The following is a 16,165-nucleotide window of genomic DNA, read 5'->3' as shown; positions in this document are numbered from 1 at the left end:
GGAGCGCGGCGACTCAGACGAAGGGAATGGCCTCCACGCGCGCGGCCCACGGGCTGCGCGAGGACCATGCCAGCACGTTGTGCGAGCCGGACTCGATGATGCCGGCCCAGCTCTGCTCGAGATCCGCGAGCGGCGTGAAGCGATCGGTGACGGCGACGAAGCGGTCGTAGCCGAGCGCACGCCATTCGGCGGCGAGGTCCGCCGGCTGGTGGCCGAAGTCGTGCAGCCAGCGCGACCAGACCTCCATGTGCAGCACGGGATGGTGCGTCCGCAGCAGTTCACGCGCGCCGCGCAGGGCGAGCAGTTCGGCGCCTTCGATGTCGAGTTTGATGAAGGCGGGAGCCGGCGAGTTGAGCGAGGGAAAGAACTCGTCGAGGCGATGGCCCGCGCAGGCGAAGGAGCGCACCGTGCTGTTTTCCCACGCGGCAACTTGGTGCTGCGCCATCGACGCCTGACCGGAATCGCTGCCCGGCAGCATCAGCGTGACCGGTCCCGAGCGCTCGCAGACGGCGGCGTTGTGCAGGTGGACTTGCGGCCAGTGCGCTTCGGCGGCGAAGCGCGCGCGCAGCTGCGCAAACGTGTCGGGCACCGGTTCGAATGCGTGCACATGTCCCCGCGGACCGGCGAGGCGGGCGAAGACCTCGGTGTAGAGACCGACGTTGGCGCCGATGTCGAGGACGGTGTCGCCGGGCCGCACGAGATGCAGGAAGAGGAACAGGTCGCGATTCCAGCCGGGTTTCCAGCGCAACAGGCGCGCGAGCAGGCGCGGTTGGTGCGCGGTGAGAAAGTTCTTCACGGTGGATTTCATGCAGGCGGCAGGCGGGAAGATCTAGCGGCGGCGGTGGCCGGGATCGAGGGTTCGCGCGATGGCGGCGGAAAGTTCCTGGCCGTTGAGACGCTCCGCGGCCGCGGCGGCGATAGCGGCGCGGGCGCGCGGCTCGCGGGTCCACGCCAGCGCCTCGTCGGTTCGCGCGAGCAGGTCGGTGAGATCGCCGGTGCGGTAGCGGAAGACGCCCGGCAGCGTCAGATACGGTTCCGGAATGAGCGTGCGATCGGCGATCACGACGGCGGTCCCGCACAGGAGGCTCTCGATCAGGTTGGTCAGGCCGCTGGGATAGCGATCTTCGGCGCGAAGCAAAATCCAGCAGACGCGGCTGCGGTGATACGCGCGCCGCAATTCGGTGTCATTGCCGACGGTCGTGGCGGCTTCGGGGCGGCCGACGATTTGTGCGGTGACGGGCGTCAGCAGCACTCGATGCCGCGCCGTATCCAGCGCGGCCCGGGCAAGGGCCGTGTCGCGCTGGGACATGCCGCTGATGATCACGTCGGCCTCGGTCGGCACCGGAGCGGTGGCGCGATAGTAGGCCGGATCGCAGCCCCAGAGCACGAAGCTCGAGCGGGCGGACATGCCGCGCTCATCGAGTCGTTGCTTGGCGCCGGGCGTCAGGCAGAAGATATGATCGCAGGCGCGCAGGCGGTCGAACTGGAGATCGACTTCCCAATCCATCCAGACCCACGTCGCGAGCGGCCGGCGCGGAAAGAGTTCCTTGAGCAGCGGGAAGACCTGCCACAGGTCCGGCTGCGAGACAACGTAGGTGCCGGCGGCGTCGCGACCCAGCCGCCAGAGGGTCGCGGCGAAGATCGAGGGATCGAGCCCGCCGAGACGGTGGCGGAGATGGATTTCCCAACGGTTCAGCCGATGCGTCAGCAGCGCGTCGTCGGGTTGCGGCGCGTAGCCCCAGTAGTGAAGAGGACTGGTCGAGCCGTCGTTCGACATGGCGCGTCGCGCGCGGAGCGTGGAGTTGACGTAGACGATGCTCATCGCCGGCGATGGCGCCACAACCAGACCGGCGTCAGGAGTGCGATCACGCCGGTTTCCGCGATCCAGCGACCGAGAAAGCGCGCGGTTTCGGAGGCGTTGCGGCTGCCGGCCCATTGCTTGAGCCGGGCGCGGAGGAAAAATCCCGGGCTCATGCCGGCGCGCGAGAGCGGCAGTCGGTGTTTGCGCGCGAAATAGAACGATGACTCGTGCGCGAGCGCCGAACGCCAGACCGGGCCGAGTGCGCGCGGCGGGTGTTCCACGGCGGCGGCGGGAACGAAGCGCACGCCATGGCCGGCCGCTTTCAACCGGTGGTGAAAATCCACGTCCTCGAGGTGGGCGAACGGGAATCCCTCGTCGAAGCCGGACAGGGCGCGGAATGTTTCGGCGCGAATGGCGAAGTTGCAGGACCAGAGCCGCCCGCCGGACTCGTTGCACGGTGCGAAGCGCAGCGACCCCATGTTTCGTTCGCCGCACCACGTCCGGCCTTCCAGCGCGGCGATCGTCGATTCGCCGGTCTCGGTGGCGAAGGCCGACAGCCAGCCGGCGTCGGGCAGGCAATCGTCGTCGGTAAACGCCAGCCAGGCGCAGCCGGCGAGGCGGGCGCCATGATTGCGGTTGGCCGCCGGGCCGCGTTGCGGACCGCGTGTCCAACGCGCCCAGGGAAAGCGAGTGCGGACGAGCGTCTCCGTCGCGGTGGAGCGGCTGTCGTCGGTCACGATCACCTCGTAGTCGGCGGCAGCTAGCGTTTGCGCGCCGGGCGCGAGCCGCTCCAGCGCGGCCGCGAGAGTGTCGGGCCGGTTGCAGGTCGGGATGACGACGGAGAGGATCACCGGAAGGACGCGAGGATGCGATCGACGGGCACGGCGATGGCGTGCGGATCGTCGTCACCTTCGGCCGCGCCGGACTTCGCCGGGCCGACGAGCGCAGTGTAGTCGAGTGCGAGGGCGCCGGAGAGCACGAGACTGAAGGTGGGCAAATAGGTCGGCGGAAAGAGCTCCACGACCTGCGTGCCGGGCGCGCAGAAGGCGAGATTGGCGAGGCCGCCGCCGGTCGGCATGACGATCTGACGCGCGTGGGCGAAGAGGGCGGCTTGTTCGGCCAACGTGTGTTGTTCGAGAAGCACCTTCACGAAGCCGGCGCGTTGCAGGTGCGTGTGGCCGGTTTCTCCGCCCGTCCAGCGGCGCGCCGCGGCGAGTTCGCGGGAGATGACGATCTTCTCCGGCCAGGTGCCGGAAGTTGTGCGGGCCTCGGAGAACAGCTCGCGGACGAAGGCCAGTCCCTCGGGTGTGTAGTCGAACTTCTCCGGCTCGCAGCCCGGCTCGGCGTAGGACGGCACGAGCAGCGAGTCGGCGGCGAGATGCGTGTGCGCGTCCGCGAACACGAGCCGGTCACGCGCGAGGCCGAGGCGCGCCAGCGTTTGCTCGTGCCACGGACGCTGCGCGGAGGCGGGGAGCACGAAGCCGTCGATGCGATCGAGAGCCCAGCCGGCGTCGCGCAGCAGCCCGAGTTTCGGCACGGCGTCGAGCAGCCAGTGGTGGAAATTCTCGCAGAAAAGCGTGCTGAGGACGGCGAGCGTGCCGCTCCGCTGTCGCAGCCGCGGCAACAGCGGCTGGCGCAGGGCGTCGTGGCCCGGATTGTTTTCCGGCGGCGCGAAGTTCTCGAAGCAGGGCGAAAGCTCGCAGTGCAGCGCGTCGTCGGCGTCGATGACGTAGCCGTAGCCGCGTCCCCAGAAGCGCGCGCGCGGCAGCTCGACGACGAAGCGCGGCTTGATCGTGCCGTGGCGCATGGCGGCGAAACGCCGTGCGATCGGCTCGTCGGCGTGGCGCGCGTCGGGGCGCGTCACCGGCCGCGCGTCGCTCAGGGCGTGGAGCCGAGCTTGCGGGTGGGCGCGCTGCCACTCGCGCGTGTCGGGCACATGCTGGCGTGGCGGACCGAATTGCCGCGACGAGCCGGGCACGCGGCGCAGCGTCGCGGCCGCGAGATCGCGGGCGACAACGCCAACGGAGCGCAGGAGCGGTTTCATCGGGCGAACAGCGAGCGGGCGGCGCAGTAGTGCGGGCAAAGCGCGCTCACGGCGGCGGCCGGCCAGTCGCCGGCGCGGAGGTCCTGCGCGATCATGGTGCGCCACGAATACCACACGAGGCGCGGATAGCTGCGCAGCACGGCGCGCCCGGCGGCGGCGTAGTTCCAGCGCCAGTAACGCTCGAGGACTTTCGCGGCGGAGTTGACGGTGTTGCTCCAGACGGTGAGTTCGGGCGCGAACACGACGTCGTAGCCGGCCGCGAGCAGTCGCCGGCCGAGGTCGGCGTCTTCGGTGGCGCGCAGCGTGGGAGTGAAGCCGCCGACGCTCGCGGCCGCGCCGCGGCGCACGAAGGTGCCGTAGGTCGAGAGCAGCGCGCGGGCATGGCGGCCGGGTTGATCGTCCTGGCGAAAGAGATGGCGCGCGCGCCAGCGGCTGGCGACCCCGCGCGGCACGGGATCGGCGAGCGGACCGAAGGCGGCGGCGGTCCGCTCCGCCGCGAAGAGCGGGGCGGCGGCGGCGGCGAAACCGGGCGGCAGGCGATTCGTGGCGTCGCAGGAGAGCACGAATTCCTCGCGCGCCTCCGCCATGGCGCGGGCGCGCACGGCGCCGCGGCCGAGGTTGCTTTCGTGCCGGATCACGCGGATGTCGAGTCCGGCGAGTTGGGCGAGGCTGGCGTCGGTCGAGGCATCGTCGACGACGAGCACTTCCGCGGGCGGGAGGGTTTGCGCGAGCACGCTCTCGACGGCGGCGCGAATGGTCGCGACGTCATTGCAGCAGGGAATGTAGGCGGAGTAGCGCACGCTCAGTCGAGCCGGGCGAGGGTTTGCTCCCAGTGGGCGACGAGCCGCTCGCGCGCGAAGGTGCGCTCGGCCCAGTCACGATTGGCGCGGGCGACGGGCGCGAGGTCGTTGGTCGCGCACCATTCGATGATCCGGACGAGATCTCCCTGGCGGGGCAGGCGCAGGTGCGCGTGCGGCACCCAGTGATTGGCGAACGCGCGGCGCTTGAACCAGCGTTTCGCCACGCGCAGCTCGGGTTGCGCGACGAATTCGCTCATCGGCGGATAGTCGAGCGTGATGACCGGCAAGCCGCTGGCGACGGCTTCGAGCACCATGAAACCGATGCCCTCCATCTTCGAAGGCTGGATCGCGCAATCGGCCTCGGCGTAGAGCGCGGCGGGATCGTCGAGATTGCCGACTTGCACGGTGACGCGCGCGTCGGCCGGCGGTAGCTCAGCGGCGGTTTGCAGCCGCACGACCAGGCGCGCTTCGGGCAGGCGCGTGCGGGTGAAGGCGGCGACGGTGTCGCGCGTGCCCTTGCGGTCGTCGCGGTCGACGAGGCCGGCGTTGTGCACGAAGCGGCGGGCGGGGCCGCGAACCGAGCGCGCGGGGAAACGCGTGAGATCGAACGCCCACGGCACGACGGCGACGTTTTTCCAGCCGTAGGCGCGGATGTTTTGCGCGGAAAATTCCCCCGGGCACGCGAAGAGATCGCAGTCGCGCCACTCGGCGGCGCGGCCGTGGAACCACTCCCACATCGGCACGCAGACGGTCTTCACCCCGAGCCGGCGCGCGGTGGCGAGCAACTGCGGATGCCAGGCCGGACGCTCGAAGAACAGAATGCCCTGGAGGCCGGCCAGCACTTCCTCGACGCGCGCGGGCGGATCCTTGGGATCGAGGCGAGTTTCGTCGCGCGGATCGAGCGGGTGGTCGGTCAGGCGCTCCGAAGGAATGACGATGTGCCGACCGAGGCCGAGGACGCGCCGGGCGTCGGCGGCCATGCGGCCGAAGCCGGTGTCGTCCTTGTGGGCCACGACGGCCCACCGGGAAAAGTCGACGTTCATGTGGCGTCGCGCGGCGGGTTGCCGCGGGCGAATTCCACCCAGCCCGCGGAGCGGGCGATGCCGTCGGCGAAGGACACCGGCGGCGCGTAGCCGAGTGCGGTGCGGGCGCGCGCGTCGATCATGCGATGGCGGTTGCGCTGCAAGGCGGTCAGCTCGGCGCTGAGTTGCCGCGAGGGCGCGGGCGCGTCGAGCGGGGCGAAACCGCCGAAGGCGGCGCGGCCACTCCAGCCGGCGAGGGCGCTTTTCACGGTTTGCTTGAACCGAGTCGGGATGCGAGCGAGCGCGCGTTGCGTGGTCGGATGCACGCGCAGCGCTTCCAGTCGGTGACGCCAGCCGGAGGGCGGCTCGGCGGAGATGCCATCGACGATGAGATCGGCGCTGTGGCCCAGCGCACGCGCGAGGGCGGCGTAGAATTCGCGCCAGGTCACGGTCTCGGTGTCGCGCACGAGGAAGGCGCCTTGGCGCACGTTCGTCGCGTGCAGCGCGGCTTCGATGGCGGCGATGAGATTGTCGACGTAGATTGCCGGGCAAATTCCCCCGCCGGCGTCGAGGCAGGGCAGGAGGCCGTGGGCGAGTTGTTCCGCCGGCTCGGCGATCCAGCGCGAGCGCGGACCGTAGACGATGCCGGGACGCAGGCGAATGAGCGCGGGCAACGCGGCGGCGACGAGGCGCTTTTCCGCGGCGATTTTGGCGCGGCCGTAAGCGAAGGGCTGGTCGGTTGCGAGCGGGGCGTCCTCATCGTAGTCGTGTGCGGGCGCCGGGCCATGGACCATCGCTGAGCTCAGGTAGATGACGCGCTCGACGCGTGCGTCCGTCGCAGCGCGAGCGAGCGCGGCCGCGGCGGCGACGAGCGCGTGCGAATCGCCGACCATCGCGTGCACGACGGCGTCGCAGCCGGTGAGGGCGCGCGTGAGTTCGGCGGCGTTGGTGGCGTCCGCGAAGCGGCCCTCGAGCGGGAAGCGCGCGAGGCGGGCGAGGTTGGCGGGGCGGCGGACGACGGGCACGACCTCGGCGAAACCGGTCAGGTGCCAGCGCTCGATGAGGCGCGTGCCAACGAAGCCGCCGGCGCCGACGATCGCGATGCGAAGTTTGCGGCCGCTCATGATTGGTCGCGCGCGGCGCGCACGCCGGCTTGTTCCTCGTGGGAGAGCCACGGACTTTCGAGCAGTTGCCGCGTCGCGTAGCCGCGCTCGACTTCGCGCAGCGCCCGCAACGCTTCGGCGCCGCTGACGCGCGGCGCGCGGGCGTGGCGCACGGCGTCGATCACGTCGGCCAGCTGGCTGACGAAAACATCGTCGTAGCCATCGCCCGCGCGGCGGCCGGCAGGAGTTTCGCATTCCGTGCGGACGATTTGCCAGAGGGAGGAGCCGGCGAGTCGCACCTCGAGTTCGTTGGTGCGTCCGACGCACCAGACAATCTCGCCGCGCTCGAATTCGAGGCGCCAGCGGTTGGGCGTGGCGGAGTCGCGCGAGAGAAAAATGTGGCTTGTGGCGCCGTTCGCGTGGCGGAGCCGGGCGCGGCAATTGGCTTCGAGGCCGCCCGCGGCGTCGTCGGCGTAGACGAGTTCGAGCGGCTCGCCGAGCCACCACACGAGCGTGTCGAGCACGTGCGCGCCGACATCGAGCCAGACACCGCCGCCGGCTTGGCGTCGATCGAAGAACGACGGCGTGGCGGCCGGCCAGTCGAAGGCGCCGCCCTCGCGGACGTCGATGCGGCGCAGCGGGCCGAGGGATTCGGCGGCGAGATAGTCGCGCACGAGCTGGAGCGCGGGGAAGAAGCGGCGGAATTGTCCGGCGGCGAGCACGCGGCCGTGGGTGCGCGCGGCGGCGACCATCGCTTCGGCGTCGGCGACGGTGGAGGCGAGGGGTTTTTCGCAGAGCACGTGGGCGCCTTGGGCGAGCAAGTGCTGCGCTTGCGCCGCGTGGAAGCGGGCGGGGGAAGCCACGAGCGCGAGGTCGATTTCGCCGGGCGCGATTTCGCCGAGATCGGCGCAGGAACGCGCGCCGGGAAAGTGCCGCCGGAGGAGGCTTCGCCGCGCGGCGTCGGGATCGACGAGCGCCGTCACGTGCGCACGTCCGGCGGCGGCGAGATGGACGAGCGCGGGCGCGTGGCTGCGCTCGACGATCGCGCCGCAGCCGACGATGGCGATGCGCGCCGTGGCGGGGGCGTTCATGGCGCGGCCTCGCAATACGCGAGGAGCGAGAAGCCGCCGAGCAGGCGCGAGGTCCATGCCGGCGAAAGGCGGCGGCCGAGGCGGCGGAGGAAGCGCAGGCGTTGCTGCTGCGCGTCGGGCGGCGGCAGGTCGAGTTCGACGGCGGTGAACGTGTGGGCGCGGACGGTGTAGCCGGCGTTGGCGAGCGCGCGCAGCGCGGTCTCCGCGGTGAAATAGTGCAGGTGGCCGACGCTCTCGAAATTCCAGTCGAGCCGCCGCGGCTGACAGCTGCTCAGGAGCGAGAGATCGAGCGGCAGATGGAAGACGTGCGCGCGCGCGCGCGGCCGGAGCGCGCGGAGGAAACCGAGGTAATCCTCGACGTGCTCCGCGACGTCGATGGCGAGCAGCAGGTCGCTCGGCGGTGTGTCGAGCGCGAGGAAATCGCCGAGGACGAAACGCAGCCGCCCGTTCGCGAGCGGCGCGGCGAGCTCGAGCGCGGCGGGAGCGATCTCGTAGCCGGTGAACTCGCCGGCGCCGAGCGCGCGTTGCAGCTCGGCAAGGATGCCGCCGGCGCCGCAGCCGACTTCGACGATCGAGCGCGGCGTGCGATTTTGCCGGCGCAGGAGCGCGGCGATCTGCGCGGCTTTCCACGCGGAATGCTCGCGGTGCCAACCGGGATGGCGGCTCAAATAGTCGCCGTCCGAGTAGCGGGATTCGGCGGGCGAGGAGTCGTGCGGCGGCATGGGACGGAGGCGATGCGGCGGGGCGGAGCGCGCGGCGTCAGCGGACGCCGATGCGGTGCAGCAGGCCGGTGCGCACGCGCGTGGCGTGGTGGCGGAGCCAGGTCCAGCGATAAGACCACCGTTCGCGGCGGAGGGCGCGGGCGAATTGCGGCGCGAAGCCGCGCCAGTGCGCGGCGAGCCACGCGGCGTCGATAGGGTCGCGCAGCGCGATCAGGTTGCCCACCGTGCTCTCGGGCGCGAAAAGCGCGGCGAAGTCGGCGGTGGCGGCGAGGTCCACGAGTTGCGGCTCAGCGCGGCTCTCGTCGAGCAGGAGCGCCTGGCGGTAGCCGAGGGCTTGCAGGTCGCGGAGACAGGATTGCGTGCCGGCGAAAAACTCCTCGCTCCAGCCGCCGCGCGCGTCGCGGCGCGGGCCGCCGCCGCCGTATTCGAAGCAGACGAGGGCCGGCCGGACCGGCGCGGCAATCCGGTGCAGGCCGGCGACGACGGCGGGTTCGCTGCCCTCGGTGTCGATCTTGAGCAGTGTGACGGTGTCGAGGGCGAGCTCGGCGGCGAGCGTGGGAAGCGTGACGGCGCGGACGCGGCGGGCGTTCGCGCTCGCGCCCCACCAGCGCGGGTTGAGCGAGCTGACGTCGGGCAGATCGTGGCCGTTCACGGCGCCGAGAAAGATGTCCACTTCGCCGTCGGTGGCGGCGACGGCGGCTTCGACGAGCGGCACGCCGTGGCGCGCGCAGGCGTCGCGGAGCACGGGCGTGGGCAGCGGCTCGACGGCGAAGCAGCGGTGGCCGCGCGGTCGCGCCCACTGGAAGGTGAAGTTCACGCGGCCGAGGCCGATCTCGACGACGGTGCCGGCGGATGCGGGATCGAGTCGCGCGAGCAAATCGGCGAGCAGCAGGTCGGTGCCGAGTTCGAGGTTCATTCCCAGTGGAACTGCCAGTCGGCGCGCGGGCCGAGCAGACCGCGCGGCATGTAGCCGACGAAGCCTTGCGGGGAAACTTCGAAGCCGAGCAGCGGTTCGAATTCCTCGAACAGGCGCACGGCCTGATCGCCGCTGCGTTCGCAGGCGGAGACGCCGACGGTGTAGTTGCCGGGCTTGAGCAGGCCGCCGGGGAAAGTGCAACGCGCGCGCAGCGTCGCGCCGGGGCGGGAAGGTCGCGCGATGGGCGTTTCGAGGTCCTGCGTGAGGAAAAGCTCGTGGCCCTTCTGGTCGTAGAGGGAGACGCGCAGCACCCACGGCGTGCGGATTTCGCGTTCGGCGCAGGTCAGCTCGATCGTGACGGCGTCGTCGGGTGCGAGGACCGCGGCGGGGGCGCCGGAGGGCGCGAGCACCGCACCGCGCACGAAGAACACTTCGCGGTGCGGCTTCAGGTCCGACGGGCGAGTCCACTCGGCGCTTTGGGTGGAGGCGCGGGCGAGGTAGTCCTGCACGACTTGGGCCGCGGCACCGAGTTGGGTGACGCGGCCGCCCTCGAGGAGGACGGCGTGCGTGCAGAGGCGCGCGACGGCGGCCATGTTGTGCGAGACGAAGATGACCGTGCGGCCCTCGGTGCGCGCGACGTCCTGCATTTTGCCGAGGCACTTCTGTTGGAAGGCGTGGTCGCCGACCGCGAGGACCTCGTCGACGAGCAGGATCTGCGGTTCGAGATGCGCGGCGACGGCGAAGGCGAGGCGCACATACATGCCGCTGGAGTAGCGTTTCACCGGCGTATCGAGGAAGCGCTCGACCTCGGCGAAGGCGACGATCTCGTCGAACTTCCGTGCGATCTCGGCGCGGCGCATGCCGAGGATGGCGCCGTTGAGGAAGATGTTCTCGCGGCCGCTGAGCTCCGGGTGGAAGCCGGTGCCGACTTCGAGCAGCGAGGCGACGTGGCCGCGCAGGCGGACTTCGCCGGCGGTCGGCTCGGTGATCTCGCCGAGGATTTTCAGCAGCGTGGACTTGCCCGCGCCGTTGCGGCCGATGAGGCCGAGGACTTCGCCCGGCTGCACGTCGAACGACACGTCGCGCAGGGCCCAGAACGCGTCGGCGTCGGAGGCCGGCGCGCGGCCGCGAAAGCGCGTCCACGCGCGTTCGATTTCGGAGCGGAGGCTGGTGAAGCCGATGCGCCCGAGCTGATAGCTCTTGGAAACTCCGCGGACCTCGATGATCGGACGGCTCATGGGCGGGGCACTCAGACGGTGTCGGCGAAGGTGCGCTCGGCGCGCTGGAACACGAACAGTCCCGCCGCGAGCACGAGCAGCGTGCTGCCGAGCGAGAGCGTGGCGAGTTGCGGCGTGAGGGTGCCGGTGCCGAAGCAGGCGAGACGCAGCATTTCGACCGGGCAGGCAAGGGGATTGAGCGCGGCGACCCAGCGGGCGAGCGGGCCGAGTTGGGAGAGCGGATAGATCACCGGCGTGGCGAACATCCACATTTGCACGACGAAGGGCAGGGCGTGCTGCAGGTCGCGGTATTTTGCCGAGAGGCCGGAGGCGAGCAGGCTGACGCCGAGGGCGAGCAACGCGACCTGCCCGAGCGTGAGCGGCAGCAGGGCGAGGGCGACCGGGATGGGCTGCCACGTCCGCGCGCCGAGCAACGCGGGAACGTAGAAGCCGAGGAAGAGCAGCATCTGCAAGAGCAGCGGGACGATGCTGGCGAGCACGACGGCGAGCGGCACGACGAGGCGCGGGAAATAGACTTTGGTGAAGACCGGCGCGTTCACCTGAAACGTGTTGCCGGCACCAGTGAGGACGTTCGCGAAATAGGCCCAGAGCAGCATGCCGCTGAGGTAGAACAAGTGCGCCGGCACGCCGTCGGTCGAGGTGCCGAGGCCGCGGTTGAACACGAGGGTGAACACGCCGGTGAGCAGGAGCGGTTGAAGCAGGAACCAGAGCGGGCCGAGGATCGTCTGCTGGTAACGCGAGACGAGGTCGCGCCGCACGAGGAGGTAAAGCAGGTCGCGATGCTGGAGGAGCCGCGCGAGATCGAGGCGGAACCAGCCGGTGCGGGGACGGAGGATGCGTTCGGGGACGGACAAGGTTTTCAGGATTGGCGCGGCGCGGCGTCGAGCGTGGCGAGGTCGGCTTCGACCATCAGGCGGGCGAGCGCGGCGAGTTTCGTGGACGGGGACCAGCCGAGTTGGGCGCGGGCTTTGGCCGGATCGCCGACGAGGTGCACGGGCTCGGCGGGACGCACGAAGCGCGGATCGATCTTCACGTGGGCGTGCCAGTCGAGGCCGACGGTGGCGAAAGCGGCGTCGAGAAACTCGCCGAGCGTGTGACTCTCACCGGTGGCGAGGACGTAGTCGTCGGGTTTTTCCTGCTGGAGCATGCGCCACATGGCGTCGACGTATTCGGGCGCGTAGCCCCAGTCGCGGGTGACGTCGAGGTTGCCGAGCGTGAGTTCCTTTTGCTGGCCGCGCGCGATGCGGGCGGCGGCGAGGGAGATCTTGCGCGTGACGAAGTTCTCGCCGCGGCGCGGCGACTCGTGGTTGTAGGCGATGCCGTTGCAGACGTAGAGCCCGTAGGAGTCGCGGTAGACGCGGCCGAGGTTGGTCGCGAAGGCCTTGGCGCAGCCGTAGGGGCTGGTCGGGCGCAGCGGTGTTTCCTCGTTTTGCGGCGCGTTCGTGGGCGCACCGAAGATCTCCGAGCTGGAGGCGTGGTAGAAGCGGACGGGTTGCTCCTGGTCGCGGAGAATCTCGAGCAGGCCGAGCGTGGCGTTGGCGACTTCCTGCACGGTGGCCTCGGGGATCTCGAAGCTGAGGCCGACGTGGCTCTGGCCGGCGAGGTGGTAGACCTCGGCGGGTTTGATCGCGCGGAAGAGGCGGCGCAGCGAAGTGGTGTCGTTGAGGTCGCCGTAGTGGAGGAAGAGATTCTTGCCGCCGATCGCGGCGTCGTGCCGCAGGTGTTCGATGCGCGAGCGGTTGAACAGGCTCGCGCGGCGCACGAGGCCGTGCACGGCGTAGCCGCGCGCGAGCAGGAACTCGGTGAGGTAGGAGCCGTCCTGTCCGGTGATGCCGGTGACGAAAGCGGTGGGTGAATTCATGAGAGGGAACTCCGGGAATCGGTAAAGCTTCGCCCCACGGCGTCGCGAATACGCCGTTTGAAACCGAGGTGATTAGGGTAACACGCCCGCATTCGGCCTGAGGGCCCTTCACTCTCCGGCCCGGCGGAAATGCGGTCAAGCACGGCTTCTCCCATGAAGCCGTGGCGGGGCGGGACTTCGGCATCGACAGCGATTGGGGCTCTGTTTCAGTCGGGACGCGGGCCAGCGCTGTCCGCCGCAGCGAGCCATGCGGCGGGATTTTCCATGCCGTTTCCCGATCAAATTTCACTGTCGTTGCCGCCGCCGACCGAGGTTGGTGCGTTGGGCGTGTTTCAATTGAAACGTCTCTGGGCGCGCGCGCGTGCCGCCCGCCGCGGCAGGCCGTTGGAGGGCGACACGATGGAGTTGCACCGCGACGGATTGGTCCGCGACGCGCTTGGGGTCGGATTGGAGCAGACGCAGCAATTCCTGCTGCAGAACGATCCTTCGTTCGAGGAACTGGAGCGATGGATTGTCGCCACGGCCGGAGCGCCGGATGCAATGCTGGTCGCGCGCATCAATGCCGCCGTCTCGGACGCGCCGCCGCCGGAAGCGACGCGCGGCTGGCTGGCGGAGATCGACGCGATGCCCCCGGTGCTCGATGCCGCGGATCTCGCCCACTGGGACGAACACGGTTACGTGATCGTGCACGACGCGGTGCCGGAGGACTCGCGGCGCGCGGCGGTGGATGCGATCTGGCAACACGAACACGCGAATCCCGACGATCCCGCGACGTGGCATGCGCCGCGCCGGCAGGGCATCATGATGTCGATGGTGCAGCACCCGGCGTTCACGGCGAACCGCCGGTCGTTGCGGGTGCACAAGGCCTTCGCGCAGCTGTGGGGGACGGCCGACCTGTGGATGACGTGCGATCGCGGTGGGTTTAACCCGCCGTTGCGGCCGGGCGAGAAGTTCAACGCCACCGATCTTCATTGGGACATGAGTCTCGCGCGGCCGATGCCGTTCGGCGTGCAGGGCATTCTTTATCTCACGGACACTCCGCCCGAGCAGGGGGCGTTTCGCTGCGTGCCGGGTTTCCATCGCCGGCTCGATGCGTGGCTCGACAGCCTGCCGCCCGGCGCCGATCCGCGGGCGCAGGATCTGCATGGCCTCGGTGTGAAGCACATCGGCGGGCGGGCGGGCGATCTCGTGATCTGGAACGACAAGCTGCCGCACGCCGCGAGCCCGAATCGCGGCGTGCGCCCGCGCATCGTGCAATACCTCACCATGTATTCCGCACGCGTCGCGCCGAGCGCGGTGTGGGTGTGAGGGCGCGCTGAACCGCGACGGATCCGGCGCGCCACGTTGCGCGGCGGGCAAAATTCGAGTCGACGGAGGTGCGCGCGGGAACCAAGCAATGACCGCGTGAAACCCCTTCCGGATCGAAACGAACGACGCGCGATTTTCGGGTTGGGGGCCGTGTGCGTGCTGTTCACGGCGCTCGTGCTGCCGACCGTCGGCGAGGGCGTCAGCAGCTGGGACAGCCACAAAATTCAGGTCGCCGTGCGAGCGTTGTTGGATGGAGGCACGGTGATGTTGTCGCGTCCGCCGGGGCATCCGACGACGGAGTTTTTTCTCTTCGGTGGAATCGGCTGGGTGGTGGAGCGATGGCTGGGCGGCCGGTTCAACGAGACGCTTTTTCTGACCATGCAATGGCTGGTGGCGCTCGGCGTGGCGGCGATGGGATACGCGTGGCTCCGGCGCACCGGGCTCGACGCGGTGAAGGCGTTGCTGGTGGTTTCCGCGCTCCTGTTTTCCCCGCAGTTCCTCGACCAGACGGTCAACGGTGAGGAGATCCTGTATGCGCTTTTGTTTTTGTTCTCCGCCTTGTTCGTGCTCGCCGGGGGCGCCGCGGAAAAATTGAGCGGGTGGCGCATTGCCGCGGCAATCGCGCTGTTCGCGCTCGCGGTGGGATGCCGGGCGGAGTTCGTGCTGTGCGGGGCGGTCTTCCTGCCGGTGGCGCTGATCCAGCGCGGAGTCCGCGATGGGCGGACGTGGACGCTGGCGGTGGCGGGCTCCGTGTTGGCGGTGGCGCTGGTCTGGTCGCCGGTGTTGCCGGTGATCTGGCGCGATGGTTCGCGGGCCGGAGACGTGGCGGACATCCACGGTGCGCCCGTGGTTCTGGTTTGGGGCTACAAGGTGATTTTCCGGAGCTTCGGGTTTCCGGTGAGCCTCGTGCTCGTGGCCGCGAGCTTGCTGGCGCTGAAAGACCTCGTGCGGGCCGCGCGTCCGTGGGCGAAGCGCGAGTGGACGGTGCTGGGGGTATTGCTCCTCGTCGCGATGCTCCTCGGGCTGTTCCTGTGGCAACCGGGCAAGCCGGCCTACATGCTCGTCTGTCTGCCGTTTTTGTTGTGGCTGGTGGCGCAGCGGGCGAACGGCTGGCTGGTGGGCGTCGCGGCTTTGACGGCGATTAGCGCGTGCGTCGGCGTCGATATTTTCCGCGACCGGGAACTGACGAAGCCGCACCTGGTCCCGGGCGCGTATCGTGCGGCGATCAGCGAAAAACCCGCGCGGCGGCTCGCCTACATCACGCAGCTCGCACGGACCGAAGTCGCGCGGAAATCGGTGATCGTCGGCGACGCGTGGTCGTGGGTTTACGAACACCACTTGGAGCGCGGCAACTGGCCGGCGCGTCGGGAGAGACTCCAGTCGATCGGGATCGGAGGCTACCGTCTCGAGGGAGATCCCGACCGAATCGTGCTGCCGCGCGAAGCGACTTTCCTGCGGGAACCGCTGCGCCGTGCGCACGAAGCCGGCTATGAGATCGTGATGGATCGCACGCTGTGGCGGACGTTATATGCGCGCTACCAAGTGACGCTCGTGACGGGCGATCAGGCGATGATCGGACGCATCCCCGTGCGGCTGGTGGATGTCGAAGATCGGGAGTGAGCGGCGCGAGAACGTCGCGACCGCCGCGCGAAATCAGTTCGCGGACTCCACGGGTTCCGGTCGGAGCCAGGCGCTCATGCGCGGGAAGATCGGTGCGCCGGAGCCGTCGTCGTGCATGCGGGTGAGCCCGAACCAGTGCAGGAGCGGCGAGCCGGGAGCACCGGGGCCGGACATGGCGGCGAGGAGAGATTCGGAGGCACCGTGATAGCCGGCCGGGTGAAAAACCACCGCGGGATCGATGCCGAGATGGACGGCCGCAGCGTAGGACCAAGCTTGGGCGGCGATCTCGTCGGCTTGTGTGCTGTTGAGGTCTCCGCTCATCGCGGCGCGTTGCGAGGGCGGCGTCACGGCGATGTGTCCGGCTTCGTGCAGGAGATCGCCGGGGTAGGTGAGTCGCGCGCGGTCGATGACGAGACCGCCGTTCTCGATCAGGATGCCAGGCACGAATGTCTTGTCGGGCAAGGAGCGCTCGGCGACCGGGAGGCCGATTTCGCGCAGGAAGGTGACGATGCGGTCGAGGGGCATGACGGGGAGGGGGCGAGGGCGAGCAAAGGGTCGGCCGGCGCGGTGGCAACTCTGCGAACTCCTCCTGCGCAGAAAGCGGTTGCGCGGCGCGCCCCGGACGCGTCGTCTGGCGCG

At 69.9% G+C, this 16,165-nt stretch carries 16 protein-coding genes; 2 read left to right on the top strand and 14 right to left on the bottom strand.

The annotated features are described in order from the left end of the window. Positions 1–13: 13 nt before the first annotated feature. From HZA32_17635 to gmd, 13 genes are read right to left on the bottom strand one after another with little or no spacing between them, the layout of a single operon-like run. Complete coding sequence (locus HZA32_17635) at positions 14–808, bottom strand: FkbM family methyltransferase (GenBank protein ID MBI5425903.1); 795 nt, start codon at positions 806–808, stop codon at positions 14–16. A 21-nt stretch (positions 809–829) separates the two neighbouring features. After that, positions 830–1,822, bottom strand: coding sequence for a hypothetical protein (locus HZA32_17630; protein MBI5425902.1), 993 nt, complete (start codon positions 1,820–1,822; stop codon positions 830–832). Then, complete coding sequence (locus HZA32_17625; protein ID MBI5425901.1) at positions 1,819–2,652, bottom strand: glycosyltransferase family 2 protein; 834 nt, start codon at positions 2,650–2,652, stop codon at positions 1,819–1,821. Before HZA32_17625 ends, HZA32_17630 begins: the two co-directional genes overlap by 4 nt. After that, on the bottom strand, positions 2,649–3,845 hold the full coding sequence (locus HZA32_17620; protein ID MBI5425900.1) for a glycosyltransferase family 61 protein: 1,197 nt from the start codon (positions 3,843–3,845) through the stop codon (positions 2,649–2,651). The genes HZA32_17625 and HZA32_17620 overlap by 4 nt, the downstream gene beginning before the upstream one ends. Beyond that, on the bottom strand, positions 3,842–4,645 hold the full coding sequence (locus HZA32_17615; GenBank protein ID MBI5425899.1) for a glycosyltransferase family 2 protein: 804 nt from the start codon (positions 4,643–4,645) through the stop codon (positions 3,842–3,844). Before HZA32_17615 ends, HZA32_17620 begins: the two co-directional genes overlap by 4 nt. A 2-nt stretch (positions 4,646–4,647) precedes the next feature. Continuing rightward, positions 4,648–5,688, bottom strand: a complete 1,041-nt coding sequence (locus HZA32_17610) for a glycosyltransferase (GenBank protein ID MBI5425898.1) — start codon at positions 5,686–5,688, stop codon at positions 4,648–4,650. Then, positions 5,685–6,791 (bottom strand): NAD(P)-dependent oxidoreductase, encoded by a 1,107-nt coding sequence (locus HZA32_17605; GenBank protein MBI5425897.1) that lies wholly within the window; start codon positions 6,789–6,791, stop codon positions 5,685–5,687. The genes HZA32_17610 and HZA32_17605 overlap by 4 nt, the downstream gene beginning before the upstream one ends. Beyond that, positions 6,788–7,861, bottom strand: coding sequence for a Gfo/Idh/MocA family oxidoreductase (locus HZA32_17600; protein ID MBI5425896.1), 1,074 nt, complete (start codon positions 7,859–7,861; stop codon positions 6,788–6,790). The genes HZA32_17605 and HZA32_17600 overlap by 4 nt, the downstream gene beginning before the upstream one ends. Then, complete coding sequence (locus tag HZA32_17595) at positions 7,858–8,583, bottom strand: class I SAM-dependent methyltransferase (protein MBI5425895.1); 726 nt, start codon at positions 8,581–8,583, stop codon at positions 7,858–7,860. Before HZA32_17595 ends, HZA32_17600 begins: the two co-directional genes overlap by 4 nt. Before the next feature lie 37 nt (positions 8,584–8,620). Beyond that, positions 8,621–9,499, bottom strand: a complete 879-nt coding sequence (locus tag HZA32_17590; GenBank protein ID MBI5425894.1) for an FkbM family methyltransferase — start codon at positions 9,497–9,499, stop codon at positions 8,621–8,623. After that, the gene (locus tag HZA32_17585; GenBank protein MBI5425893.1) at positions 9,496–10,737 is read right to left on the bottom strand and encodes an ABC transporter ATP-binding protein; all 1,242 of its coding nucleotides are present in this window, start codon (positions 10,735–10,737) and stop codon (positions 9,496–9,498) included. Before HZA32_17585 ends, HZA32_17590 begins: the two co-directional genes overlap by 4 nt. An 11-nt stretch (positions 10,738–10,748) precedes the next feature. Next, on the bottom strand, positions 10,749–11,603 hold the full coding sequence (locus tag HZA32_17580) for an ABC transporter permease (GenBank protein MBI5425892.1): 855 nt from the start codon (positions 11,601–11,603) through the stop codon (positions 10,749–10,751). Then, entirely contained in the window at positions 11,597–12,598 is a 1,002-nt protein-coding gene (gene gmd, locus HZA32_17575) for a GDP-mannose 4,6-dehydratase (GenBank protein ID MBI5425891.1), read from the bottom strand. Before gmd ends, HZA32_17580 begins: the two co-directional genes overlap by 7 nt. Positions 12,599–12,862: 264 nt before the next feature. Here gmd and HZA32_17570 point away from each other — a divergent pair, with 264 nt between their 5' ends. Together HZA32_17570 and HZA32_17565 are read left to right on the top strand one after the other, a co-directional pair. After that, positions 12,863–13,906, top strand: a complete 1,044-nt coding sequence (locus tag HZA32_17570) for a phytanoyl-CoA dioxygenase family protein (protein ID MBI5425890.1) — start codon at positions 12,863–12,865, stop codon at positions 13,904–13,906. A 150-nt stretch (positions 13,907–14,056) separates the two neighbouring features. Further along, positions 14,057–15,526, top strand: a complete 1,470-nt coding sequence (locus tag HZA32_17565; GenBank protein ID MBI5425889.1) for a hypothetical protein — start codon at positions 14,057–14,059, stop codon at positions 15,524–15,526. A 33-nt stretch (positions 15,527–15,559) separates the two neighbouring features. Here the strand turns inward: HZA32_17565 and HZA32_17560 are convergent, their stop codons facing one another. After that, positions 15,560–16,051 (bottom strand): hypothetical protein, encoded by a 492-nt coding sequence (locus tag HZA32_17560; GenBank protein ID MBI5425888.1) that lies wholly within the window; start codon positions 16,049–16,051, stop codon positions 15,560–15,562. Positions 16,052–16,165: the final 114 nt, after the last annotated feature.

The sequence above is a fragment of the Opitutia bacterium genome (genome assembly GCA_016217545.1).
Taxonomy (GTDB): Bacteria; Verrucomicrobiota; Verrucomicrobiia; order Opitutales; family Opitutaceae; genus Didemnitutus.
The sequence above is the reverse complement of the archived record's forward strand: the minus strand, read 5'-3'. Positions and strand labels throughout refer to the sequence as shown.